19 protein-coding genes are annotated in these 20263 nt (G+C 60.8%); 9 read left to right on the top strand and 10 right to left on the bottom strand.

Going from position 1 to position 20263, the window contains the following annotated elements; all coding sequences use genetic code 11:
* Positions 1-16 precede the first annotated feature (16 nt).
* Entirely contained in the window at positions 17-1369 is a 1353-nt protein-coding gene (locus tag AC6CH8_RS01455) for an MFS transporter (protein ID WP_498188416.1), read from the top strand.
* 74 nt (positions 1370-1443) lie between these two features.
* Here the strand turns inward: AC6CH8_RS01455 and AC6CH8_RS01450 are convergent, their stop codons facing one another.
* On the bottom strand, positions 1444-2079 hold the full coding sequence (locus tag AC6CH8_RS01450; protein WP_498188415.1) for a hypothetical protein: 636 nt from the start codon (positions 2077-2079) through the stop codon (positions 1444-1446).
* 429 nt (positions 2080-2508) lie between these two features.
* The gene (purN, locus tag AC6CH8_RS01445) at positions 2509-3081 is read right to left on the bottom strand and encodes a phosphoribosylglycinamide formyltransferase (protein WP_498188414.1); all 573 of its coding nucleotides are present in this window, start codon (positions 3079-3081) and stop codon (positions 2509-2511) included.
* 11 nt (positions 3082-3092) lie between these two features.
* Between purN and AC6CH8_RS01440 the strand changes: the two genes are divergently transcribed.
* Complete coding sequence (locus AC6CH8_RS01440; RefSeq protein WP_091465976.1) at positions 3093-3542, top strand: hypothetical protein; 450 nt, start codon at positions 3093-3095, stop codon at positions 3540-3542.
* A 25-nt stretch (positions 3543-3567) separates the two neighbouring features.
* On the opposite strand, the gene AC6CH8_RS01435 is transcribed toward AC6CH8_RS01440, so the two are convergent.
* The 4 genes from AC6CH8_RS01435 to AC6CH8_RS01420 form a co-directional block, all read right to left on the bottom strand.
* Positions 3568-4899, bottom strand: a complete 1332-nt coding sequence (locus tag AC6CH8_RS01435; RefSeq protein ID WP_178997746.1) for a cell division protein PerM — start codon at positions 4897-4899, stop codon at positions 3568-3570.
* Positions 4900-5359: 460 nt separating this feature from the next.
* Complete coding sequence (locus tag AC6CH8_RS01430) at positions 5360-5737, bottom strand: hypothetical protein (RefSeq protein ID WP_179019331.1); 378 nt, start codon at positions 5735-5737, stop codon at positions 5360-5362.
* The gene (locus AC6CH8_RS01425; protein ID WP_498188413.1) at positions 5734-6159 is read right to left on the bottom strand and encodes a J domain-containing protein; all 426 of its coding nucleotides are present in this window, start codon (positions 6157-6159) and stop codon (positions 5734-5736) included. Before AC6CH8_RS01425 ends, AC6CH8_RS01430 begins: the two co-directional genes overlap by 4 nt.
* A 225-nt stretch (positions 6160-6384) precedes the next feature.
* Positions 6385-6807, bottom strand: coding sequence for an Hsp20/alpha crystallin family protein (locus tag AC6CH8_RS01420; protein ID WP_091465968.1), 423 nt, complete (start codon positions 6805-6807; stop codon positions 6385-6387).
* Between the two features lie 154 nt (positions 6808-6961).
* Between AC6CH8_RS01420 and AC6CH8_RS01415 the strand changes: the two genes are divergently transcribed.
* The 4 genes from AC6CH8_RS01415 (at position 6962) to AC6CH8_RS01400 (ending at position 11495) form a co-directional block, all read left to right on the top strand.
* Positions 6962-7405, top strand: a complete 444-nt coding sequence (locus AC6CH8_RS01415; RefSeq protein ID WP_498188412.1) for a MerR family transcriptional regulator — start codon at positions 6962-6964, stop codon at positions 7403-7405.
* Between the two features lie 274 nt (positions 7406-7679).
* A complete protein-coding gene (locus AC6CH8_RS01410) occupies positions 7680-8432 on the top strand; it encodes a hypothetical protein (protein ID WP_498188411.1) in 753 nt (250 codons plus the stop codon).
* Between the two features lie 481 nt (positions 8433-8913).
* The gene (locus tag AC6CH8_RS01405) at positions 8914-10083 is read left to right on the top strand and encodes a glycosyltransferase family 4 protein (RefSeq protein WP_498188410.1); all 1170 of its coding nucleotides are present in this window, start codon (positions 8914-8916) and stop codon (positions 10081-10083) included.
* Complete coding sequence (locus tag AC6CH8_RS01400; protein WP_498188409.1) at positions 10080-11495, top strand: UDP-glucose dehydrogenase family protein; 1416 nt, start codon at positions 10080-10082, stop codon at positions 11493-11495. The genes AC6CH8_RS01405 and AC6CH8_RS01400 overlap by 4 nt, the downstream gene beginning before the upstream one ends.
* A 191-nt stretch (positions 11496-11686) precedes the next feature.
* Here AC6CH8_RS01400 and AC6CH8_RS01395 read toward each other — a convergent pair whose 3' ends face one another.
* Positions 11687-12274 (bottom strand): hypothetical protein, encoded by a 588-nt coding sequence (locus tag AC6CH8_RS01395; RefSeq protein ID WP_498188408.1) that lies wholly within the window; start codon positions 12272-12274, stop codon positions 11687-11689.
* Positions 12275-12844: 570 nt separating this feature from the next.
* Here AC6CH8_RS01395 and AC6CH8_RS01390 point away from each other — a divergent pair.
* Positions 12845-13258, top strand: coding sequence for a hypothetical protein (locus tag AC6CH8_RS01390; RefSeq protein WP_309074621.1), 414 nt, complete (start codon positions 12845-12847; stop codon positions 13256-13258).
* Between the two features lie 236 nt (positions 13259-13494).
* Here AC6CH8_RS01390 and AC6CH8_RS01385 read toward each other — a convergent pair whose 3' ends face one another.
* From AC6CH8_RS01385 to cspE, 3 genes are all read right to left on the bottom strand, one after another.
* On the bottom strand, positions 13495-14757 hold the full coding sequence (locus tag AC6CH8_RS01385) for an APC family permease (protein ID WP_498188407.1): 1263 nt from the start codon (positions 14755-14757) through the stop codon (positions 13495-13497).
* A 20-nt stretch (positions 14758-14777) separates the two neighbouring features.
* Positions 14778-17336 (bottom strand): helix-turn-helix transcriptional regulator, encoded by a 2559-nt coding sequence (locus AC6CH8_RS01380; RefSeq protein WP_498188406.1) that lies wholly within the window; start codon positions 17334-17336, stop codon positions 14778-14780.
* 391 nt (positions 17337-17727) lie between these two features.
* Positions 17728-17931 (bottom strand): transcription antiterminator/RNA stability regulator CspE, encoded by a 204-nt coding sequence (cspE, locus tag AC6CH8_RS01375; protein ID WP_024819996.1) that lies wholly within the window; start codon positions 17929-17931, stop codon positions 17728-17730.
* Between the two features lie 303 nt (positions 17932-18234).
* Here cspE and AC6CH8_RS01370 point away from each other — a divergent pair, with 303 nt between their 5' ends.
* Positions 18235-19677 (top strand): DUF3375 domain-containing protein, encoded by a 1443-nt coding sequence (locus AC6CH8_RS01370; protein WP_498188405.1) that lies wholly within the window; start codon positions 18235-18237, stop codon positions 19675-19677.
* Positions 19674-20261 (top strand): DUF4194 domain-containing protein, encoded by a 588-nt coding sequence (locus AC6CH8_RS01365; RefSeq protein WP_454809909.1) that lies wholly within the window; start codon positions 19674-19676, stop codon positions 20259-20261. Before AC6CH8_RS01370 ends, AC6CH8_RS01365 begins: the two co-directional genes overlap by 4 nt.
* Positions 20262-20263 lie beyond the last annotated feature (2 nt).

Genomic DNA, 20263 nt, shown 5'->3' with positions numbered 1-20263 from the left:
GCATGCAGGAGGGCAAATGAATACATACACGGCCGTGCCCAGCGGCGAACAAGTTGTGCAGGAACTGCCATGGCGGTGGAAGGTCCAAGGACGGATTTTCCTAATCGGCGGGCTCGGGTTCATGTTCGACGCCTGGGATGTCACGCTCAACGGCATCCTGATTCCGCTGCTGTCCAAGCACTGGTCGCTGCAACCGGCTGACGCCGCGTGGATCGGCACTGCCAACTTGATCGGCATGGCTGTGGGTGCGTTCGCGTGGGGCACCATCGCGGACACCATCGGCCGCAAAAAGGCGTTCACGGCCACCCTCCTCATTTTCAGCATCTTCACAGTTCTGGGTGCGTTCTCCCCCGACATCGTGTGGTTCTGCATCTTCCGCTTTATGGCCGGCTTCGGCTTGGGTGGCTGCATCCCTGTGGACTATGCCCTGGTGGGTGAGTTCACGCCCCGGAAGCAAAGGGGCAAGGTGCTCACGGCCATGGATGGTTGGTGGCCGATCGGCGCTGCGCTCTGCGGTTTCGTCTCGGCGGGGCTGGTTGCGGCCTTTGGCGACTGGCGGCTCACCATGCTGATCATGGTGCTGCCCGCGCTGCTCGTTTTCTGGGTTCGGCGTTCGGTTCCCGAGTCGCCGTTGTTCCTGATTCGGGCGGGCCGACGTGCTGAGGCGGCTGCGGTGATTGATGGTTTGGTTGAAGCAACCGGTGCAGAGCCGCGCGCTTACAGCCTGCCCGAACCACAGGCCGCGCCACGCCTCTCCCCCGGCAGCGCGTGGACGCAGCTCCGGCGGATTTGGCAGTTCAACTGGAAAATCACGACGGCGGCCTGGGCTTTGTTCTTCAGCGTCCTGTTGGTCTATTACTTGTCGCTGACGTGGATGCCCCGGATTCTCATCGGCGCCGGATTCGAGGAGTACAAGGCGTTCGTCACCACGGCGAGCATGGCCGCCGTCGGACTTTTGGGCGTCATTGTTGCAGCGCTGCTGGTGGAGCGCGTGGGCCGCAAGTGGATCCTCGCCATCACTGGTCCGTTGTCCGCGCTGACGCTGGTGATCGTCGCGATCGTGGTGGATGTGCCGTCGGCCGCTGTGTTCTGGCTGCTGGTGTTCGGCTTCGTGGTGCAGGTGGCCATTCCTGTGCTCTATGCGTATGTATCCGAGTTGTACCCCACCGAGCTTCGTGGCTCGGGTTTCGGCTGGTCTTCGACGTTCTCGCGCATCGGCGCAGGCTTCGGCCCCTTGGTGTTTGCCTCGTTCTTCTGGCCGGAGTTCGGCTTGGCGCAGTCGTTCGCGATGGCTGGTGGCTTGGTGCTGCTGTCCGTGCTGTGGATGGCGTTCTTCGCTCCGGAGACAAAGCAGCGAGTCCTCGAGTAACCGCCCCGCTTCCCGTACCCAACTGAGTCGCATTAGTGCGCGTTTTGGACGCTCAAAACGCGCACTAATGTGACCTACTTGGGTGCCCAACCGCGTTGTTCGAGCGCCCGCCTCACCTTGGCCACTGCGGTCGTCGCGCCGGTGGACATGTGGCGCTTGGAGATTCGCACAAGGATCCATCCTGCACGGCTGAAGTCTTCTTCGCGGGCAATGTCCCGCACGATCTGTTCCGGATCCGAATGCCCTTCACCTTCGTATTCAACGCCAACGCGCTGCTCGCGATACGTGAGATCCGGTTGACGTACGACGCCGGGACTTAGCTCCGTGCGTACGTTCACTTCCGCTGTGGGCAGGCCAGCCCACCTGAGCGCCAGCCTCAGCCTCGTTTCGGGGGCAGAGTCGGCCCCCACGCAGGCTTGCTCCAAAGCGAGGCGGGCCTTCCGAATACCCGGTGTCCCCCAGTGCCGGTCCAGCATTTCTTCGAGCTCATCCAAGGTGCAGTGTGGCTCACTGCGACCCTCGAATTCCGGCCTGGGAATGCGGAGCAAGTGATCGGCCACAACCGTGATCTCGTCAATATCCATCGTCCGCGCGCAATCCAGCCACGTCCGGGCCCGGCTGGTGATAAGCAGGCCATTAAACGTGGTGATTTCATCCTCGAAGAACTGTCCCCGATGCCCTACAACCCCACGCCGGCGAGGGACGGCCATGGCGTGTGGCCGCGATATATGGATGTCGGGGCTATCGCTGCCAGGTAGAAACCCTGGGAACTCCCACAGCAGAAAAGCAGTGGCATGCGAGGCAGCCGAAAATGGCGTGACCAGTGTGACCGGACGAACCATGTCCGCGAACGCATGTTCTGTTTTCAGACGAGGGACTCGAATCGCCCGGCTCGGCGAGTCCAGACCGTGGTGACTCAACCGCCGTCGAGATATCCCGGCGACAACAGCTTCCTGCCAGGTGAATGGTAGCGACGAGAGTGGTTCAGGCATCGGCCGAGGAGTCTTCATGCCCCATGCTGACAAACATCGCCATACCCGTGCGCCGTTATCCACAGGCGGAAGATGCTCTACGGAAACTAGGTAGCAGCACAGCGCGTTTTGAGGGGTCTAAACGCGCTTAAATGCGACCTACTTGGGTCAGGGGGTGGGGGCTGCGGCGAGGTCCGCCAGGGTCTGGACCAGCAGGCGGCGCTCCACTACCTTGATGCGCTCGTGCAGGGATTCTTCGGAGTCCTCGGGCAGGATGGCAACGGCTTCCTGCGCGATGATGGGGCCGGTGTCCACGCCGGCGTCGGCCCAATGGACTGTGCAGCCCGTGACTTTGACGCCGTATGCGATGGCGTCGCGCACTCCGTGGGCGCCCGGGAACGACGGCAGTAGCGCGGGGTGGGTGTTGACGTACTTGCCGCCGAAAGCGTCGATGAAGTCGGCGCTCACGATCCTCATGAAACCGGAGGAAACCACCACATCCGGCTTGTAGGACAGGACTTTGTCGCGCAAGGCGGAATCCCAATCGGCGCGGGTTTCAAACGAGTTGAAGTTGACCACGAACGTCTCAATACCAGCCTCGTCGGAGCGCTCTACGCCGTACGTATCGGGCCGGTCGGCGCCCACAGCGGCGATCTCGACATCCAGTTCACCCGACTTCACGGCGTCAATGACAGCCTGGAGATTTGAACCGGTACCGGAGACGAGGACAACAATGCGCATTGCACTAGCTTATGGGCGGCTCGCGTAGGCTGGAAAACATGAATCCCGACGTCGGTTCCAAGCCGAGCCAACAACCCCGCTCCGAGGCCGAAAAGTCCGCCCTCGGCGTGAGCCAGAACCTCTTCCGTGCTTTCCTTTTGGCGGCTTTGGGCGCGTTCTTCGTGTTCTCACTGAACGTGAACTACGTGTGGTTGAGCGCCATCCTCACGCTCGCAGCTTTGGTGTTGGGCATCGTCGTCCTGGTGCGGACGCTGAAGCACAAGCACCCAAAACTGATGCTGTTCGGAACGATTTCGGGCCTGGTTGTCACGGCCGTCATGTGCTTGCTGATCCTGACATCCGTGCTCTTCTTCAACCAGGTCAGCACGTACCAGGACTGCTCACGCACGGCGCTGACGGAATCCGCCAAGACACAGTGCCTGACGCAGCTCGAGGACTCGATGCCGGGTCCGCTGCGCTAGCCCAGGGTTACTTGAGCGAACCCGCTCAGGCGTGCTCGTCGTCGTACGCTACTTCGTCGAGGTTGGCCTCGCGCAGCTTTTGGCGGCGTTCCAGCCACGGCCCCACGGCATAGCCAATCACGACGCCGATGCCCACTTCGGCGGCCAGCCAGACTGCCGTCCACATCGGGTGGGGTCCGATTTCCGTGAGCCGTCCAATTCCTGCTGAACCTCGCGCGATCCACGCTAAGGCCCCGCCGAGAAGCCCTGCAACGATGCCTATGAACGCGCCCAGGAACAGGGTGGAGGCGGTAGCCGTGAACCAGCGGGCTTTGATCTTGATGGAAAGCCACTCGTCGAAATGGTTCTCGCCTTCACGCAGGAACCACCAACCCGCCAGGATGCCGGCGACGACGGGAAGCGCCAGGGCCATGGCACCGGCGTCGAGCTGTCCCGCGGGAAGTGCCCCAAGAACCGGAACCGCCGGAAGCGGTCCGACGGCGGTACCCAGCGGACCCGCTGTTGAACCGACGCCGAGTGAGAAGCCTGCGCCGGTGGACCAGGACAGGGCGAAAATGACGAGGTTTGGCAGGAAGCCGAGCTGCGCGATGGTGAGCACGGCACCACCCATGGCGCCCGCCTGCAGACCTTCGTAGACGGCAATGATGTCCGTCCAATGCCACACGATGGTCACAGCCAGCAACAGCGCGGCCAAACAAACGGAGGCCATCGCTGCTACGAAACCGGCCTTCAACGCCGAGCCCACATATGAGCCGGCCCAGCGGGAATGCTGACTGGTCTTTGCGAGCCAGGCGACGGCGTCGACGCCGATCAGTCGGCTCCACGAGCCCGCTTCGCGTCGGGCGCCCACGATCATGCCCAGGCCGAAGGAGATCAGCGGGATGGTCATGGCGAACCACAGGTTAATGACGACTTCGGGGGTGCGGCACACGAATCCCGTGGCCGTCCCGAATGCTGCGTACACCACGAACGCGCCCAGAAACGCCTGCCACAGTTGGTCGGTGTACGACGCCCGGGCGAGTCGACGGCCGGCACGCCAAGCGAGCAGGAACGGAATGAGTGTCAGGCCAAGCGGGATGAGGGACAGTAAACCCGAACCGGGTTGGGCAGCAGTGCCGAGGTTGACGTGCGCCAACTCCAGCGGGACACCGTGGATCAGCAGCCATGCTTGGCCGGCCAGGCGCGCCAAGGCGTCCACGTTCCGGTTCTGGAAGCCGTCGGTAGCCCACACTCCCACCAGCGGAAGAATCACGACAATGGCTGAAATGAACGCTGCCTGAGCCGCTTCCAAACCACCCTGTAGCCAAAGGGGCATCGGGAGGCCACGGTTTCCGGTCTGATCAGCGCGCAGTTTCATCGTGATCTATCGTGCCACGGTAGGCAGCACTCCCCCGGCAGGCACCCCTGAAATACAGGGAATTCCAGCGCTTTTTCCCATAGGCCGCCGTAAAATGGGAGGTGTTCTCCCGGGGACGGAGCCCTCAACGACCACCTCAGCTTCGTCCCGCCCTGCACAGGATTTGAAAGGCCCGGAAACAATCGAAGCCGGGAACTAGGAGCGGCCAATGGATAGGTGTCACAACTCATAACAGAAAGTCGTACTAGCAGCTGGTGCAGCCGCCTTGGGATTCTTTCCAGAGGCTGCACCAGCCTTCTTTTTTGGTTGTTCCTGCGCCGCCCAATCCGACCTGCGCCACGTATATTCACTGTCGCTGCTCACATCCAGGTGGCGCGGGTGGTCATCGACAGCCCTCAGGAATTTGGGTGTCAGGAATGGTCGACGGCGGGCGTTAACTACGTGCCGACCCCGCCGGCCATCAGAGCTGGGGCCCGTAGATGAACTCCTTGGCGTGGTTGACGGCCTTCTTGAAGGCGTCATTGCGGAGAGTCACCTGCTCCCCACTGGCTCCCCCGCTCGGTTCCATGAACGTCGTTGGCCCTGGGCGGAGCATCCAGATATCCCCGGCCGGCGGCAGGTAGAAGACGCCGAAGGAGCGGTGCTCGGGGTCGTCGGTCCAGATGGGGACCACGGCGACGGCAGCCCCGGTGTCCGGATTGATCCATTGAGCACGTGGCATGGGTTGTTCGTGGACTTCGGGGTCCAGGAACGGGGCCGTCCCTCTCCCCCAGCGTTTCTCGAACCGCTCGTAGAACGCTGGAATGATGTGACCGTCGTACGGACGCCAAGCACTCATGGATTACTCCTCGGTGATCTCATATTGCGGGGTGAAGGTTCCCAGCGGGGTGGCCCAAACGCGAGCGGCGACTGGTCCCTTTCGCGGCCGGCAGACTCTCGTCCCGGGGTAGGTTCGCGCCGATGGAACCGAACCTTCACAGGCGTTCCGCCCGTACCGCCCGATCCGCTCTTACCGACAGGACTCAGCCGCGCACGGTCGTATGCCGCCCGCTTCTCTGGGTCCGACAAAACGACGTACGCCTGCATGATGGCGTGCAGTTCCTGGAGGTCGGCCGCGGAGGTGGTGTCGCCGTCGTCGACCCTTTGGCGCGTGTCCGGGTGATGGGTCCGGAGCAGCGCGCGGTAGGCGCGGCTGATCTCGCGGGCCGTCGCGTCCGGCGACAGGTGAAGAGCGGCGTAGTGGTTAGGTTGGGTGCTCACTGCTGGTTCCGGTTCCTGCTGCGGATTTGGAGATGGCCCCCGGCTGAACCGGGGGCCATCAATCGGGAGACGACGGGCGGGGGCCGCTTTCATGTGCGTTAAAAAACGCTGTGACGTGGCGCGAAGCCTGCGCCCAACTATTCCGATGCGGCCGCCTCCGTTGTTCCCGGCTGACGCCCTGCCGGTTGGCCACCCCGGGTGAGCCTTCCGGCAGGGCGGACGGGATTAGGCGTTGATTTCCTGCCTCTGCCCGCTGGATTGGATCTCGATGCGCCGCGGCTTGGCCTTCTCGGCGACGGGGATGCGGAGGGTGAGCACCCCGGCGTCGTAGCTGGCCTGGACGCCGTCGGTATCCAAGGTGTCACCGAGGATGAGCTGCCGGCTGAAGATGCCCTGTGGGCGCTCGGCGGCGATCATCTCGGTGTTCTCGCCTGCGGGCGACTTGCGTTCTGCCTTTACCGTGAGGACGTTCCGTTCGACGTCCAGCTCAACTGAATCAGGGCTTACGCCGGGCAGATCGAAGGCAACAACAAATTGTCCGTCCTCCTGCCATGCATCCATCGGCATTCCGGCCGGGCGTGCTGTTGTGCCAAAAACCTGTTGGGCGAGCCTGTCGAATTCGCGGAACGGGTCAGTGCGCATCAGCATGTGGTTCTCACTCCTTTGGATCTTGATGCTGATTCTGTTGTGGGTACCAGCCTGCTCAGTCCTGCTCGATCTATGTTGGCTGGTATAGATTTTTTATAGCACCGGTGAGAGAGTTGATGCAAGTAGTTTTCCGGAAGATTTTTGGAGGTTTTTGATGGCAGCTTCGGATGTTGAGACTGCCGCTGAAGAGTACGACGGCGGCCTGGCTCCTTCTGGTGCGGACGGCACCTCGGGTGAGGGTTCGGCTAACGACCGGGACGCGCGCGGGGTCTACGCGATCTCGGTGGCAGCTGAACTTGTCGGCACGGGGCAGCAGAACATCAGGCAGTACGAGCGCAAAGGCCTGCTCACCCCGGAAAGGACCGACGGCGGCACTCGCCGCTACAGCGAAAGCGACCTCGCGACGCTGCGCAGGATCGGGGTGTTGTTGGACGAGGGGCTGAACCTGGCCGGGGTGAAGCTGGTGCTGGAGTTGGAGGCCGAGAACCGGGGGCTGACGGAGGACAACCGCGGGTTGGCTGACGATAACCGGGAACTGCGGGCGGACAACCGGGGGTTGCGGAAGGATCTGAAGAGGGCGCGCGACCGAGCGTCATAAGCGCCCCATCATCTGACAGTACGGTTTCATTTGCGTGACAGTGAACGCCGACGAGTAGCCAAATTCCTAACGCACCGTTTTTGGCATCGTGTCTTAAAAGTAGGGAATCCCTTTGCTCTGCCATAGTTATGCCATGACAACTCCAGAGCTCCCTGGGGAGGGCTCCCAGCAGCCTTCGCCCCATCACCAGCAGACACCTCACACATACGGTGCAGGCACTCCGACCTACACACTCCCAGCGCAACCATTGAACACAAAAAAGCAGCTAAACGTATTGGGTCTCATTGCGCTCATTACGGCCGTCCTCGGCTTTATTTTTGCGTGCATACCCGGTGCACTCATCGTCGGTTGGATTCTGCTGCCGATCGCATTCATACTTGCCCTCGTCTCGCTGTTCCTCAAAGACAAGGCCAAGTGGATGGGAATCACAGCCCTAATTACATCCGTCGTCGGCACAATAGTCGGCGTCGTCGTATTTACTGCCGTTGTTGCGACATCATTCGATAACGCCTTGGGCAGTGGCGACACCACGGTGGTAGAACCCTCCAACGATGCCGCACCCGACGGTGGCACTAAGACGGACACGGGCGACAACGCCGGAACTCGTGAGAAGCCATACCCCATCGGTTCAGTGATCGAGTCCGAGGACTGGCGAGTGGTGATTAACTCAGTCACGCTTGCGGCTACGGATGCTGTGATTGCGGCCAACCAATTCAATGAAGCACCGGCCGCAGGGTCGGAGTACGTTCTCGTCAACTACTCCGCTACCTACAAAGGTGACGACGCTAATGGACAAATGCCGGCTTTTGTGTCCGTTGAGTACGTGACGCCGGAAGGTAAAACGGTTGATGGGCTCGATAAACTCATAATGGCGCCGGAATCAATTGACAACATGAGCACCCTGTACAAGGGTGCCACTGCTACAGGGAACAAAGCATTTGAGGTACCTAGCGCTACTGCCGGTCAGGGCGTCCTCGCAGTCCGACCAGGAATGCTCGGCGACAAAGTATTCGTAGCAACCAAGTAAACATTCTAGGAGAACCACAAAGCCCTGGCAGATGGCGTCGCCCTTCTTGATTCGGAAACCAACTTATTGGTCCAACCTTTGAAGAGCCACCATATGCCGGGGCTTTGTCATCCCTTTCCCGAGGATTGTTAGGCAGCGATTCATATTACTGTCCGCAGCAAGCAGTGGCGACACAGGTCTATGCATCTTCCGCTAAGAAACGTCGTCATCTCTTTCCACCGGGTCCACAGTGACACAGACAAGAGTGCCAGAACCTCCTGGACGACGACCGTACCTTCCCCAACATCGGCGTCGACATCTGTGCGAGAGGAGATCCTTCCCCCAGCAAACGTGACAAACTCCAGAAGTCATGACCGCCCAGCCAGTCGATGAGCCATAGCCACACTGAGACAAACATCTCACCCACCTGTTAACCAACTCTTCCCCCACAAGCCACCCGTTCGAACCCGCTAAGCCAACCGTCGCGACCAACGTTGTAGGCGTGAGGATCGCAATCGTCGCCGAATCATTCCTGCCACTGATGAATGGGGTAACCCATTCGATACTGCGAGTGCTGGAGCATCTGCAGGAGCGTGGGGATGAGGTGATGGTGATCGCGCCGTCGACGTCGGACACTGATGTTTCGAGCGTCGAGAAGGGTGCGTATGTGCACCGGCTTCCTTCGGTGCCGCTGGCCGGCTACACGAATGTGCGGGTTGCGTTGGGTGGTGTGAATCGGGTCAAGCGAATCCTTGCCGATTTCTCCCCCGACGTCGTGCACCTCGCTTCCCCTTTCGTCCTCGGCTGGCGCGCCGTGCAGGCCGCCCATCAGCTCGGCATCCCGACTGTCGCGATCTACCAAACCGAAGTCCCCAGCTACGCCGCCCGGTACGGTGTGCCGTTCCTGGAGAACTGGGCTTGGAACCGCGTGGACAACATCCACCTCCTGGCCACCCGAACACTGGTGCCGTCAACGTTCGCGCTGAACCAGTTGCGCGGACGCGGCATTCTGCGCGTGGACATGTGGCGCCGCGGTGTGGATACCGCGCGCTTCAATCCCGCTAAGCGTTCGACGGCGTGGCGCAGCTCAGTGGCGCCCGACGGTCACCGCATCATCGGCTACGTTGGCCGGCTCGCCGTCGAGAAACAGATTGAGGATCTGGCCGTACTGGCGGATTTGCCGAACACGAAAGTGGTCATCGTTGGTGACGGCCCGCAACGTGAAGCGCTCCAAGCGGCCCTGCCGAACGCCCACTTCGCCGGCTTCCTCGGTGGGGATGCGCTGGCTCAAGCTGTCGCCGGTTTCGACCTGTTCGTCCATCCCGGCGAGTTCGAGACCTTCTGCCAAACCATCCAGGAAGCCATGGCATCGGGCGTTCCTGTGGTCGCGACCGGCCGCGGCGGCCCCTTGGACCTCGTCGAGAACTCACGCACGGGCTGGCTGTATGAGCCCGGCAACCTTGGCCAGCTGCGCGGCTATGTGCAGGACTTGATCGGCGACGACGCCAAGCGCCGCGCGTTCGCAACGGCAGCTACCGCTTCAGTCCAAGGGCGGACGTGGCCTGTCCTCAGCGCAGACCTGGTGCGCCATTACAACGAAGTCATCTCCGGCGTGCCCAGCGGAACAATCGGGCCCAGCGAATTCACCTCAAGCAAAGGACCCTCCTCATGAAGATCTCCGTGATCGGCTGCGGCTACCTCGGCGCAGTCCATGCAGCAACGCTCGCTTCGATGGGCCACACCGTGGTGGGTATCGACGTCGACTCCTCCAAGGTTGAGCAGCTCAACAAGGCGATGGCGCCCTTCCACGAGCCCGGGTTGGATGAGCTCCTCAAAGATGGACGCACCACCGGCCGGCTCCTGTTCACCACGGACTTCGCGGCTGCCGCTGATGCCCAAGTCCACTTCCTCTGCGTGGGTACACCGCAGTCCAAGACCTCAGACACCGCCGACCTCTCGTACCTGATGGGCGCTACGAAGAGCCTCCTGCCGTACCTGGCCAAGGGCGCCGCCGTCGTGGGTAAATCAACAGTGCCGGTAGGCACGGTTGAGACGCTCCGCGCAATCTTGGCTCGCCGCTCGGACGTGTTGCTCGGCTGGAACCCCGAATTTCTGCGTCAGGGCACGGCCGTCAAGGATTCGCTGGTGCCTGACCGCCTGGTTTACGGCGTCCCTGGCGGCAAGGGTGCCGCGGCAGGCGCGCCGATTACTGCAGTGCTGGATGCGGTGTACGAGCCGCTGATCAGCGCCGGTATCCCGCGGCTGGTCTGCAATTTCGCGACGGCGGAGCTCATCAAGTCGGCGTCGAATGCGTTCCTAGCCACGAAGGTCAGCTTCATCAACGCGATGGCTGAGCTGTGCGACGCATCGGGCGCCGACGTAAGCGAGCTCAGCGAAGCAATGGGCCTGGATCCGCGCATCGGCAACCGATACCTGCACGCCGGGCTCGGCTTCGGCGGCGGCTGCCTGCCCAAGGACATCAGGTCATTCCGTGCCCAGGCGCGCGAGCTTTCGGTGCCGTCTGTGGATGAGTGGATGGCCCTGGTTGATTCGGTGAACCTGGACCAGCGTTCCCGCGCTGTTGAGGTCGCCCGCGAGATGTGCCGCGGCTTCCTGTCCGGCCGCACGGTGACAATCCTTGGTGCCGCGTTCAAGCCCGACACCGACGACATCCGCGACTCCCCCGCCCTTGACGTCGCCCAACAGCTGGCGGCCGCCGGCGCACACGTGACCGTCACGGACCCCAAAGCCATCAACAATGCCTGGATCCGCTACCCGCAAATCCGCTTCGAAGCCTCCACCAAACGCGCCCTCGAAGGCGCCGAACTGGTGCTGCTGCTCACCGAATGGAACGAATACGTGTCGCTCTCGCCCGTTGTTGCGGGAGCACTCGTACGACGCCGGATGGTGCTGGACGCTCGCAACGTCCTGGACGCTGAGGCTTGGCGGAGCGCAGGTTGGACGGTCCGCGGCTTGGGGACGGGTGCTTCGGTTGTTGGCACTGACGGAGGCCAGGCGAAGCCCGCCGACAGGAAAAAGCACGCAGCGCGCGTGAAGCGCTGCACTATCGCTGGCGTTGCCTAGCTTCAGCGATCGAGAGCGGCTCAACAGGATGCGTGTTTTCCATTGTCCGCGTTGCCGTGGCCACTGCTGGGGGTACTCGCAGTGGAGCCGCTGCGCACCGACATATCGCTGCATCGATGGATGGTTTGGGTCCGGGTTTCCCCCGTCTCTCGGCGGTTTCTAGCGATCATCGCAACAGGCTGCGGTGGATGCTACCTTGCGAACTCAAACTCGATGTCGATTTCCGGATCGACGCCCGCGAAGATCCCGGCGTAGAAAACCTTGGCCTGCTCTTTTAGCGCTGCTTCATTTTGGGTGATGTACTTCTGCTTATTCTCATCGCTGAGAATATTGTTGATCATGCGGGTTTGAACGGCTGATGGCGTCAGCCAGCTAAACGCCTCGCTGCTCTCTAGGGGGTCTTCGAAGACGGGATCGTCGAAACCGATGCCGATGAATTCAGGGATGGTCACCCGGTAAGACTCCGGGCCGGTGGATTCGATCTTCACCTCTGACCCATCGATGCCAAGTTTTGCATCGAACCTGTACTGGATCAGTGTCGTTTTCTCGCTAGCCGGTACGGCAACGCCAAGAATCTCTCCATTGCTTTCGTGCCTCGCGACACCCTCGATGTGAAGGCTAACCAAGGCAACCTCCTGCACGCGGGTGACAGACTGCATCACTTGCGAATCACGTTCGTTCGAGCTGCTCGTTAGCAGCGAACCGAGAGCGAGAGCGTTCAGCCCACCGGAAGCGAAAGCGGTGCCCACTCCGGCAACGACCATCAGGGTGATCAGCACGAGAGGCCAGAGCAGAACTCTTACCCTGAAAAAGACCATGACGATTCAATCTCCAGTTCTGTACGACGTAGGTACGCCTTCGCAACTCTGTAGTGTTCGCTGACCACACAGAGCGCCGTTTCAAGTCCTTTCAAACCGTATACGCAAGCAGGAGCTGTCCGGTTATGGCGCGCCCCAGGAGTCTGGGTTGGATACTCTCTGATGCGGGTGATGTAGCACGATCGGCCGGACCTTCGGTGACATATTTCGGAAGCCCGAGTTTCCGGCGGGGCGAGAACATCGTCAACGCGGCTGGTCACAAGGGAGCGCTCCCGCACGGCTGGAGCCAGATCCTGAGCGAGTTTGATTTGCAGCTGCCAGCGACGCCATCGATGGCAGTCATTAGACGACCCAACCAAAAGAAAAGACTTCTCCCGTCAGGAACAGCATCGGTTCTTCTCAGCTGAGAACGCCCTTCCCCGAATCTTCGCAGTTCTCTCAGCGCGAAGAGAAGTTTCGCGTCATATGTCATTGGCACGGACTACTACCACTACGGACGGGGGTTGAACCTACAACGACAAGGACTTACCAGTGATCACGCACTTCTACCCAGCAGCGCTTCGCATCATCACCTGCGTCATAGCTGTTTGCTCGGCGGTGTCGGCCACCCTGTTAGGAACTGCGCCCCCTCCAGAAGGCCTGGAAATCCTTGATCCTTCAGATTTGCGGACCACGGCTGTCGTTCTCACAATGGCGCTGGGAGTTGTGGCGCCCGTAGCGATGTTGATTGCCGAACCGTTCACCTGTCTGCTCCTGAAAGCAGGACTCTTCGCCGCATCCGGCTTTGGCAATGCCATGATGCTCAGCCCTCTGGTGGTGGTTCCCTTCCAGGAGGCGTCCACTGCGCTGGCTGTTGTCTGCTCGGTAGCCCTGACCATTGCGAGCATCGTTACCTACATGGAGTCCGTGGAACGCAGGAACGCTCGACGGCGGGCCAACACCTAGACGCTGCCGCTCAGCACCTAATTTTGATGAATTTGCCCCCAATTATGCGTCTCTCGACCACCTAGTTTGAGGATTTGAACACCTAGAGGCCGATTGCCGGTCATAGTCTCTTTTTGTGCCTCTCGGGGCGGGATTCCCGGTGTCCGGCGGGTTACCCCACTCGCTCCACGCGTAGGAGGCACTGCGGCACGGCTCCATCCGACTACCCCCAGGTGGGGCCGTGCCCAGCCGGAACATCAGCTGGCAGGACGACTAATCCGCAGACGCACCAGACGGTACACGATGCCCACCGCGAACATCAGCACACCCAATCCGGCTGACACAGGCGGAAGGGTGGCAACAAGAACCACGCACGCAACAGCACCCGCCACCTGAAAGAACTTCGGGTAGCGGCGGTCTTCCAACGGCTGGGTGTAGGCGGCGATGTTGGCAACCAAGTAGTAGAGCAGCACTCCGAATGACGAGAAGCCGATTGCCCCGCGAAGATCAGCAACTGCGATGATCAAGCAGACCACCACGGCTAGCGTGACTTCAGCGCGATGCGGGACCTTGTAGCGCGGATGCACAGCGGAGAGCCAGTGCGGCAGATCGTGTTCGCGCGCCATGGCCAGGCTCGTCCGGCCGAGCCCTGCGACAAGTGCCAACAACGCACCCAGAGACGCAACGGCTGCACCGACGCGAACCACGGGCGAAGCCCAAGCCAAAGTGCCCGCACCTACCGCGTCGGCCAAGGGGGTCGCCGTAGCAGCCACGCCGTCGGGGCCGAGAGCCGCCAGCAAAGTAATGGCTATGACGGCGTAGATGATGATGGTGATCCCCAGTGCAATGCTGATGGCCCGGGGTATGGTGCGCTTGGGCTCACGCACTTCCTCACCCATCGTCGCGATCCTCGCATACCCGGCAAACGCGAAGAACAGCAGCCCCGCTGATTGCAGGATGCCGTACCAGCCTTGGGCCAGCAGCCCCTCGCCCATAAAGCTGTCAAAGTCAGGACCAGAGCCACCCCAGACCGCCGCGACAGCAATCGCCAGGGCGGCAAGTACGGCGACTACCAGCACGCGCGTAAGCCCGGCTGTGCGAGTCACGCCGTGATAGTTCACAGCAGTCAAAATCACGACGGCGGCAATCGCCACCGGGCGCTCCCAACCTTGCGGTGCGGCATAGGCCGCAAAGGTCATCGCCATGGCAGCGGCACTCGCCGTTTTGCCGATGACGAATCCCCATCCTGCCAGGAAGCCGGACCAAGGGCCGAGCCGTTCCCGACCGTAGATGTAGGTACCGCCGGACGTTGGATAGGCCGCAGCCAGTTGGGCCGATGAGGTCGCGTTGCAGAAGGCGACGAAGGCAGCCACTACCAACCCGATCAGCAGCCCTGATCCCGCGGCAGCAGCGGCTGGGGTGAACGCCGCGAACACACCGGCACCGATCATTGATCCCAAACCGATCAGCGATGCGTCGAACGTGCCTAGTCGGCGGGCCAAAGCCGGAGAGTTGCTCACGGATATCCAGCCTATCCGGGTCAGCGCGGCGGAAGTGAATTCCCCACCAGCATGAAAAGACTATTGCGGGATGTTGCACCAGTCTTCCGCAGCGCGTTGGAGATGTGGTTTTCGACTGTCCTCGCGCTGATGCCGAGATGTTCCGCGATTTCCACGTTGGTGCGGTGTCCTGCTAAGACGGCGACCTCGATCTCTCTTTCGGTCAGCGGTGTGGTCCTGAAGGAATTGAAGGAGAGCTGCTCATTGGCCGATGGGAAGCGGACAGCGAAGATGGATGAAGCCTGCGCCAATGCGTCAGCTGCTGCAGCGTCACCGTCGATCACGTGGCGCTTGAGGGCTCCTCGGAGCAGCATCCCCACCTGGTAGGTGTCGATGTCAGGTTCGTAGTGCTTGAGGAGCAGCCCCAGCAGCTTATGGTCACCTTCAACCACTGCGGTAGCGATGGCAATGAGCTGGTCATGGACTGTCACGCCGCTCTCCCGCAAGATCTTCTGCAGTAGATCCAAAACTGGCCGGCCCGGGCAAAGGCACGTACAAAGCAGCGCAGTCATCATGGCTTCAAGGACGTAGCCGCTCTTCAACTGCCGCTTGATGAGTTTGGCGGCTTTGCGGTCGAACACTGAAGGTTGGGCGTTGTGGTGAGCGATGAGCTCGTAAGCTCCCTTGCCGATGCCGGGTATCGGACCAACGTCCGGCACCTCCGTCCGCGCCTGTGCGGCTATGGAAAGCGTCGGCACTATGGCAGTTGTCGCGTGCCGGAGCCCAGCCAACCTGAGCATCGCGTCGTAGAGCGAGTCGACGACGAAGCCCGGCCGCCCCATCGCAAAGACACTGCTCATGAGGTACTCGGCCTCTTCAAAGTGTCCTCGGTAAAGCAGGCCGTGTGCGGCCACGTAGCTGCTGGTGACCACGCCGAACTGGTCCAGATTCTTGCGGGCTTCTGCCCGCCAGTCCAGAGCGAAGACCAACGACTCCTCTACGCGGCCGGCGGCAAAGAGTGCGAAGCCGTGTATGAACGGCCGGAGATGGGAAAAAGCATCATCATCTCCTCCGCCGTCAACGGCTTCCAACGCTGCAGCTGGCTTGAAGCGGTACAGCTCCAGCAACCCATGGACCAACATCCCCATTCCCGATCCTTGGCCGCCAGAAACGCCTGGTTCGTCAGCGGGATCAGCTGGAACCCTGCCGTGGGAAGCGCTGATGAACAGAATGGCGTTCTCTACTTCAGCTACCAGCTGCGCATTGTCCCCGGCGAACTTTTGGAGGATGTCGACGGCGGCACCTGGCCCGCGGCCCGTGTGGATCGCAAGCATGGCCTCAGTGATGGTGACAAACAGGCGGTCTCTGGGATCGGCGTCGAAGTCTGTTGTTTCGGCGCAGACGAGACAGGCACGCTCCACATCCACGGGGGCACCCCAGTAGATACGGAGGAGGGCTGCGGCATTGGCGGCTGACTTGTTGGCTTGCCAGCGTTCGAAGCGGATGCGTTCCCGGTCCGCGTTGTGGTCGTGGAAGTGCCTGGAAGTTATGGCGTCGTCGTCGCCCTTCTCCAGACGGAGCGATGAAAGCACGCGGGAGAGGCAGTCTGCCGTGGTGTGCTTCTCCGGAGCCACCTGAGGGGCAGCTTCAAGGACGCCGGCGATCTTGCTGCGGAGCAGTTTGCGGTCCCGGAGCTTCTTGTTCCCTCGGAAGTAGTCAGCGATGACGGGCGGACTGATGGCCGCTATTGAGCCATTGTGGTGGTCCGCCAGGACGGACAGGAATCCCCTGCGCTCCAAGCCTTCCAAGGCATCGGGCTGGATGACTTTGTGGAGGACATCAACCCGTGCGGTGCCGAGAATCGCCATGATGTGCAGCGCCGTGAACTCCTCAGCACTCAGTTCAGCCAGGAGGGCCTCCAGCGTGCCGCGAAGGTGTTCGTTCCATAGGGTGTCGGCAGTCATGCACCATTGCTTGTTCTTCATGACCAAGAGGTTGCTCAGCGAGGCGGTCTCTGCGATCCGCACGATGAGCCGCGGGTTTCCGGCCGACTTGGTGAGGATGCGCGCTGTTGTGTCTGCGTCTGCGGGTGCACCAAGAACCTGCGCGATCAGTAGGTGGACCTGCTCATAGTGGAGTGGATCCAACTGCAGGTGCGCCTCCCTACCGTTGTTGAGCACGGCCAACTGACCCCTGGAGAAAGCCCATGTTTCCGGGGCCGTGGCCACCATAGGACAATCGGATCTCCGCCTCACAGCCTCCAAGACTGCCAACGATTCACTATCCACCAGGTGGAGATCGTCTACTACCAGCAGGTGTTTGCCGGCCTTGGCCAGCTGGCTCGAGAACACATCAGCAATATCGAAGACACCGCTACGGCCAGGCCTCATTTCCAGACCGAGCCCCTTGATGGCCGAGTACGGGATGGTGCGGTGTGTACGGAGTCCGCTGATGAAGTGCACGGAAACTCCGGTCTTCTCCAGATTGCTCATGACGCTGCGTACCACCGACGTCTTACCGCTACCCGGGGCGCCAACAACCCTGACACCAATGCCACGGGCAACAAAGTCGAGGATTCGCTGAACCTCTGAATCGAACACGCGACCTAGCCTTCTGTTTTTATGGATGCCCGACATGAGGCTCACTTCGCAGGCTAGATCTTGAAAACGGGACTAGGTGGCAAAACGGCCTTGCACAGACCGATTTGGGGCCGCCTAGGTGGTGATTCGGGCGAAACTAGGTGCTGGCACGATCCGTCTAGGTGGTGGGGCTGTTCGAATAATGGGCGATCCATGAGGATGCTCCTTCAGCTCTGCGGGTGGACTACGTTCCACGTTACGGAGAGCCGGAAGTGAATTACATGGGTGTAATTCACTATGTGGATATATGTTCTATGACCAAAAGAAGCACTAGAAGACATCTTCTTGCTGAGGGCAGACAAAAAAGCAGGGCCGGTCAGTGACCGGCCCTGCTTTTTGAGTTATCCGAAGACTAGACAGCCTGGATGTTTACTGCCTGGGGACCCTTGGGGCCCTGCTCGACGTCGAAGGAAACCTTCTGGTTCTCTTCGAGGGAGCGGTAGCCCGAGGAGTTGATCGCAGAGTAGTGAGCGAAAACGTCCTGGCTGCCATCTTCAGGAGAGATGAAGCCGAAGCCCTTTTCGGAGTTGAACCATTTTACGGTACCTGTAGCCATTTTTTCAGTCCTTACTGAAGGTGGAGATTGTCCCGACTTTCGGGTCTCCGGGTGTGGGGTGTTCTCCACAGTTACTTCAGAAAGTCACGATCCGGAAGGATCGTGGGGACTGCCTGAACTACCAAATGCCAAACACAACAACACCAACTAGTCTACAGAGATTTGAGCAGATGGCTAGTGCTGGGAAATATTTATCCATCCGATGTTGATCAGAAGACTCAAAAAGTGTCGGTGATCTGCCTTAGCCTGTGAATGAGGAGACCGGCACCGAGCCGGTACAGACCCGGACCGTCGAGAGATCACATGGACTTCTACGCCATAAATTCCCTGCGTGAGAACCACGCAGGGTGGTCCCTCCTTCGCGCCCAGAACGCCCCGCTGGCACTGCACTTCTTCATGGCAGCTTTCACAGACCCCAACCAACGCAACGTCGGCCGCCAGCAACTGATTGATACTTTGGACGACACCTTGTTCGGCGTCCGGGAAACCTTTGGCGAGGACAAGTTCCCCCGCAGCGCGTCGGAGTATCTTGACGACTGGGCAGCACCGGAACGTGCTTGGCTGCGCAAGTACTACGTTCCCGGTGAGGACGAGCCCCACTACGATCTCACAGCCGCGGCAGAGGACGTCGTCAGGTGGGTGGAGAGCCTCAGGGGCCGTGAGTTCGTGGCCACGCAGTCCAGGCTCACCAGCATCTTCGCTGTCCTGAAAACCTTGGTGCAGCAATCGGAAACCGATCCGGATGTGCGGCTAGCTGAACTGCAGCAGCAAAGGGACCAGATAGATCAGGAGATGCAGCGGATCCGTGCGGGCGACGTCAAGGTCATGAGCGGTCCCGAGGCCCTGGATCATTTCCAGCAGCTCACGGCGCTGGCCAAGGACTTGCTGTCCGATTTCCGGGAGGTCGAACAAAACTTCCGGAAACTGGACCGCCAAGTTCGCGAGCAGATCGCCACGTGGGACGGCACCCAAGGCGAACTGCTGGACACGATCTTCGCAAATCAGCAGGACATCGGCAGCTCCCTCCAAGGCCGCACGTTCCAGGGCTTCTGGGATTACCTCATGTCGCCCCAGCTGCGGAACGAGCTGAACGACCTTCTCCAGCGAGCCACACAGATCGAGGCGTTGTCGCAAGCGGACAACCTCCACACCATCACCAACCTCCACCAGGACTGGTTGCCGGCGGTTGAGCAGACACAGAGCACAGTGCGGCAACTCTCCCAGCAGATGCGCAGGCTTTTGGATGACAAGGTCTTCCTTGAGAACAAACGCATCATGCAACTGATCCGAAGCGTTGAGGCGAGCGCGTTGGACACACGGGACAACCCGCCGTCGAATGTTTTTATGGAGATCGACGCGCCGTCTGTGGACGTAGCGCTGCCGTTCGAGCGGCCGCTTTACGAGCCCGGCAGCCGTGTGATGGTGATGGACGACGTAGTCACCGCGGACGACCAGGATTTGGATGCAAGCGCGCTGTTCAGCCAATTCCACGTGGACAGGGAACGTCTGAAGTCGAACATCGACGATGTCCTTGAACAAGCGGACCAGGCAACGCTCGCAGACATCACCGCCGCACATCCATTGACCCAGGGGCTCGCGGAGCTGGTGCAGTATTACCAGCTGGCGGTCGAGTCGGACTGGGCCACTGTCGATGCGGAAACAACCCAGAACCTCCAGTGGCAACTCCCGGATGGCACGCTAAAAGAGGCAACCATTGACCAGATCATCTTCGTGAGGCCGGTATGACAACCGAAACAGCAAGCACCCCCGAGGAACTGCCCGCTGTCGTGACCAGGCTCTTCAAGGGCGTGGTGTATGCGGAGACCGATCAAAAGATCTGGCAGTCGCTGATCACGCTCACGTCCCAGGTGAGGGATTACGTGGCGGTGCTTGGGCTCAACCTGATCCTTGACGAGTCGGAGGGCTACGCCTTTCTGAAGTCGCGCGAGGATCCTGAGGGCACGCTCCCCCGGCTCATCCCCCGAAGGCAACTCACCTTCGATGTCAGCCTGCTGCTCGCCCTCCTCCGGAAGCGGATGCTGGAGTTCGATACCAATAGCAGCGAGCTCCGGCTGATCATGTCCGAGGCCGAAATCAAGGATATGGTGTCAGTTTTCCTGCCCGAGTCCAGCAATGAGGCTCGGATTCTGGACCGGCTGGGGACCAACGTCAAAAAGGTCGTGGAACTCGGGTTCTTGCGGAGACTGAAGGGCGAAACGGAAGCGTACGAAGTGATGCGCATTTTGAAGGCTTACGTCGACGCGCAGTGGCTGGAAGAGTTCGACGCGCGGTTGGCTGACTATCGTGACTCTCTCACCGGAAGCAAGTGACC

It is taken from the genome of Paenarthrobacter sp. GQ52, assembly GCF_059759005.1.
The sequence above is the reverse complement of the archived record's forward strand: the minus strand, read 5'-3'. Positions and strand labels throughout refer to the sequence as shown.

What these genes read in the sequence shown, in the direction of transcription:
- AC6CH8_RS01435 (WP_178997746.1), bottom strand. Translation starts at nt 4,899, where the DNA reads ATGAAACTGCGCGCTGATCAGACCGGAAACCGTGGCCTCCCGATGCCC.
- purN (WP_498188414.1), bottom strand. Translation starts at nt 3,081, where the DNA reads ATGCGCATTGTTGTCCTCGTCTCCGGTACCGGTTCAAATCTCCAGGCT.
- AC6CH8_RS01440 (WP_091465976.1), top strand. Translation starts at nt 3,093, where the DNA reads ATGGGCGGCTCGCGTAGGCTGGAAAACATGAATCCCGACGTCGGTTCC.
- AC6CH8_RS01455 (WP_498188416.1), top strand. Translation starts at nt 17, where the DNA reads ATGAATACATACACGGCCGTGCCCAGCGGCGAACAAGTTGTGCAGGAA.
- AC6CH8_RS01415 (WP_498188412.1), top strand. Translation starts at nt 6,962, where the DNA reads ATGGCAGCTTCGGATGTTGAGACTGCCGCTGAAGAGTACGACGGCGGC.
- cspE (WP_024819996.1), bottom strand. Translation starts at nt 17,931, where the DNA reads ATGGCTACAGGTACCGTAAAATGGTTCAACTCCGAAAAGGGCTTCGGC.
- AC6CH8_RS01370 (WP_498188405.1), top strand. Translation starts at nt 18,235, where the DNA reads ATGGACTTCTACGCCATAAATTCCCTGCGTGAGAACCACGCAGGGTGG.
- AC6CH8_RS01420 (WP_091465968.1), bottom strand. Translation starts at nt 6,807, where the DNA reads ATGCTGATGCGCACTGACCCGTTCCGCGAATTCGACAGGCTCGCCCAA.
- AC6CH8_RS01430 (WP_179019331.1), bottom strand. Translation starts at nt 5,737, where the DNA reads ATGAGTGCTTGGCGTCCGTACGACGGTCACATCATTCCAGCGTTCTAC.
- AC6CH8_RS01450 (WP_498188415.1), bottom strand. Translation starts at nt 2,079, where the DNA reads ATGGCCGTCCCTCGCCGGCGTGGGGTTGTAGGGCATCGGGGACAGTTC.
- AC6CH8_RS01400 (WP_498188409.1), top strand. Translation starts at nt 10,080, where the DNA reads ATGAAGATCTCCGTGATCGGCTGCGGCTACCTCGGCGCAGTCCATGCA.
- AC6CH8_RS01365 (WP_454809909.1), top strand. Translation starts at nt 19,674, where the DNA reads ATGACAACCGAAACAGCAAGCACCCCCGAGGAACTGCCCGCTGTCGTG.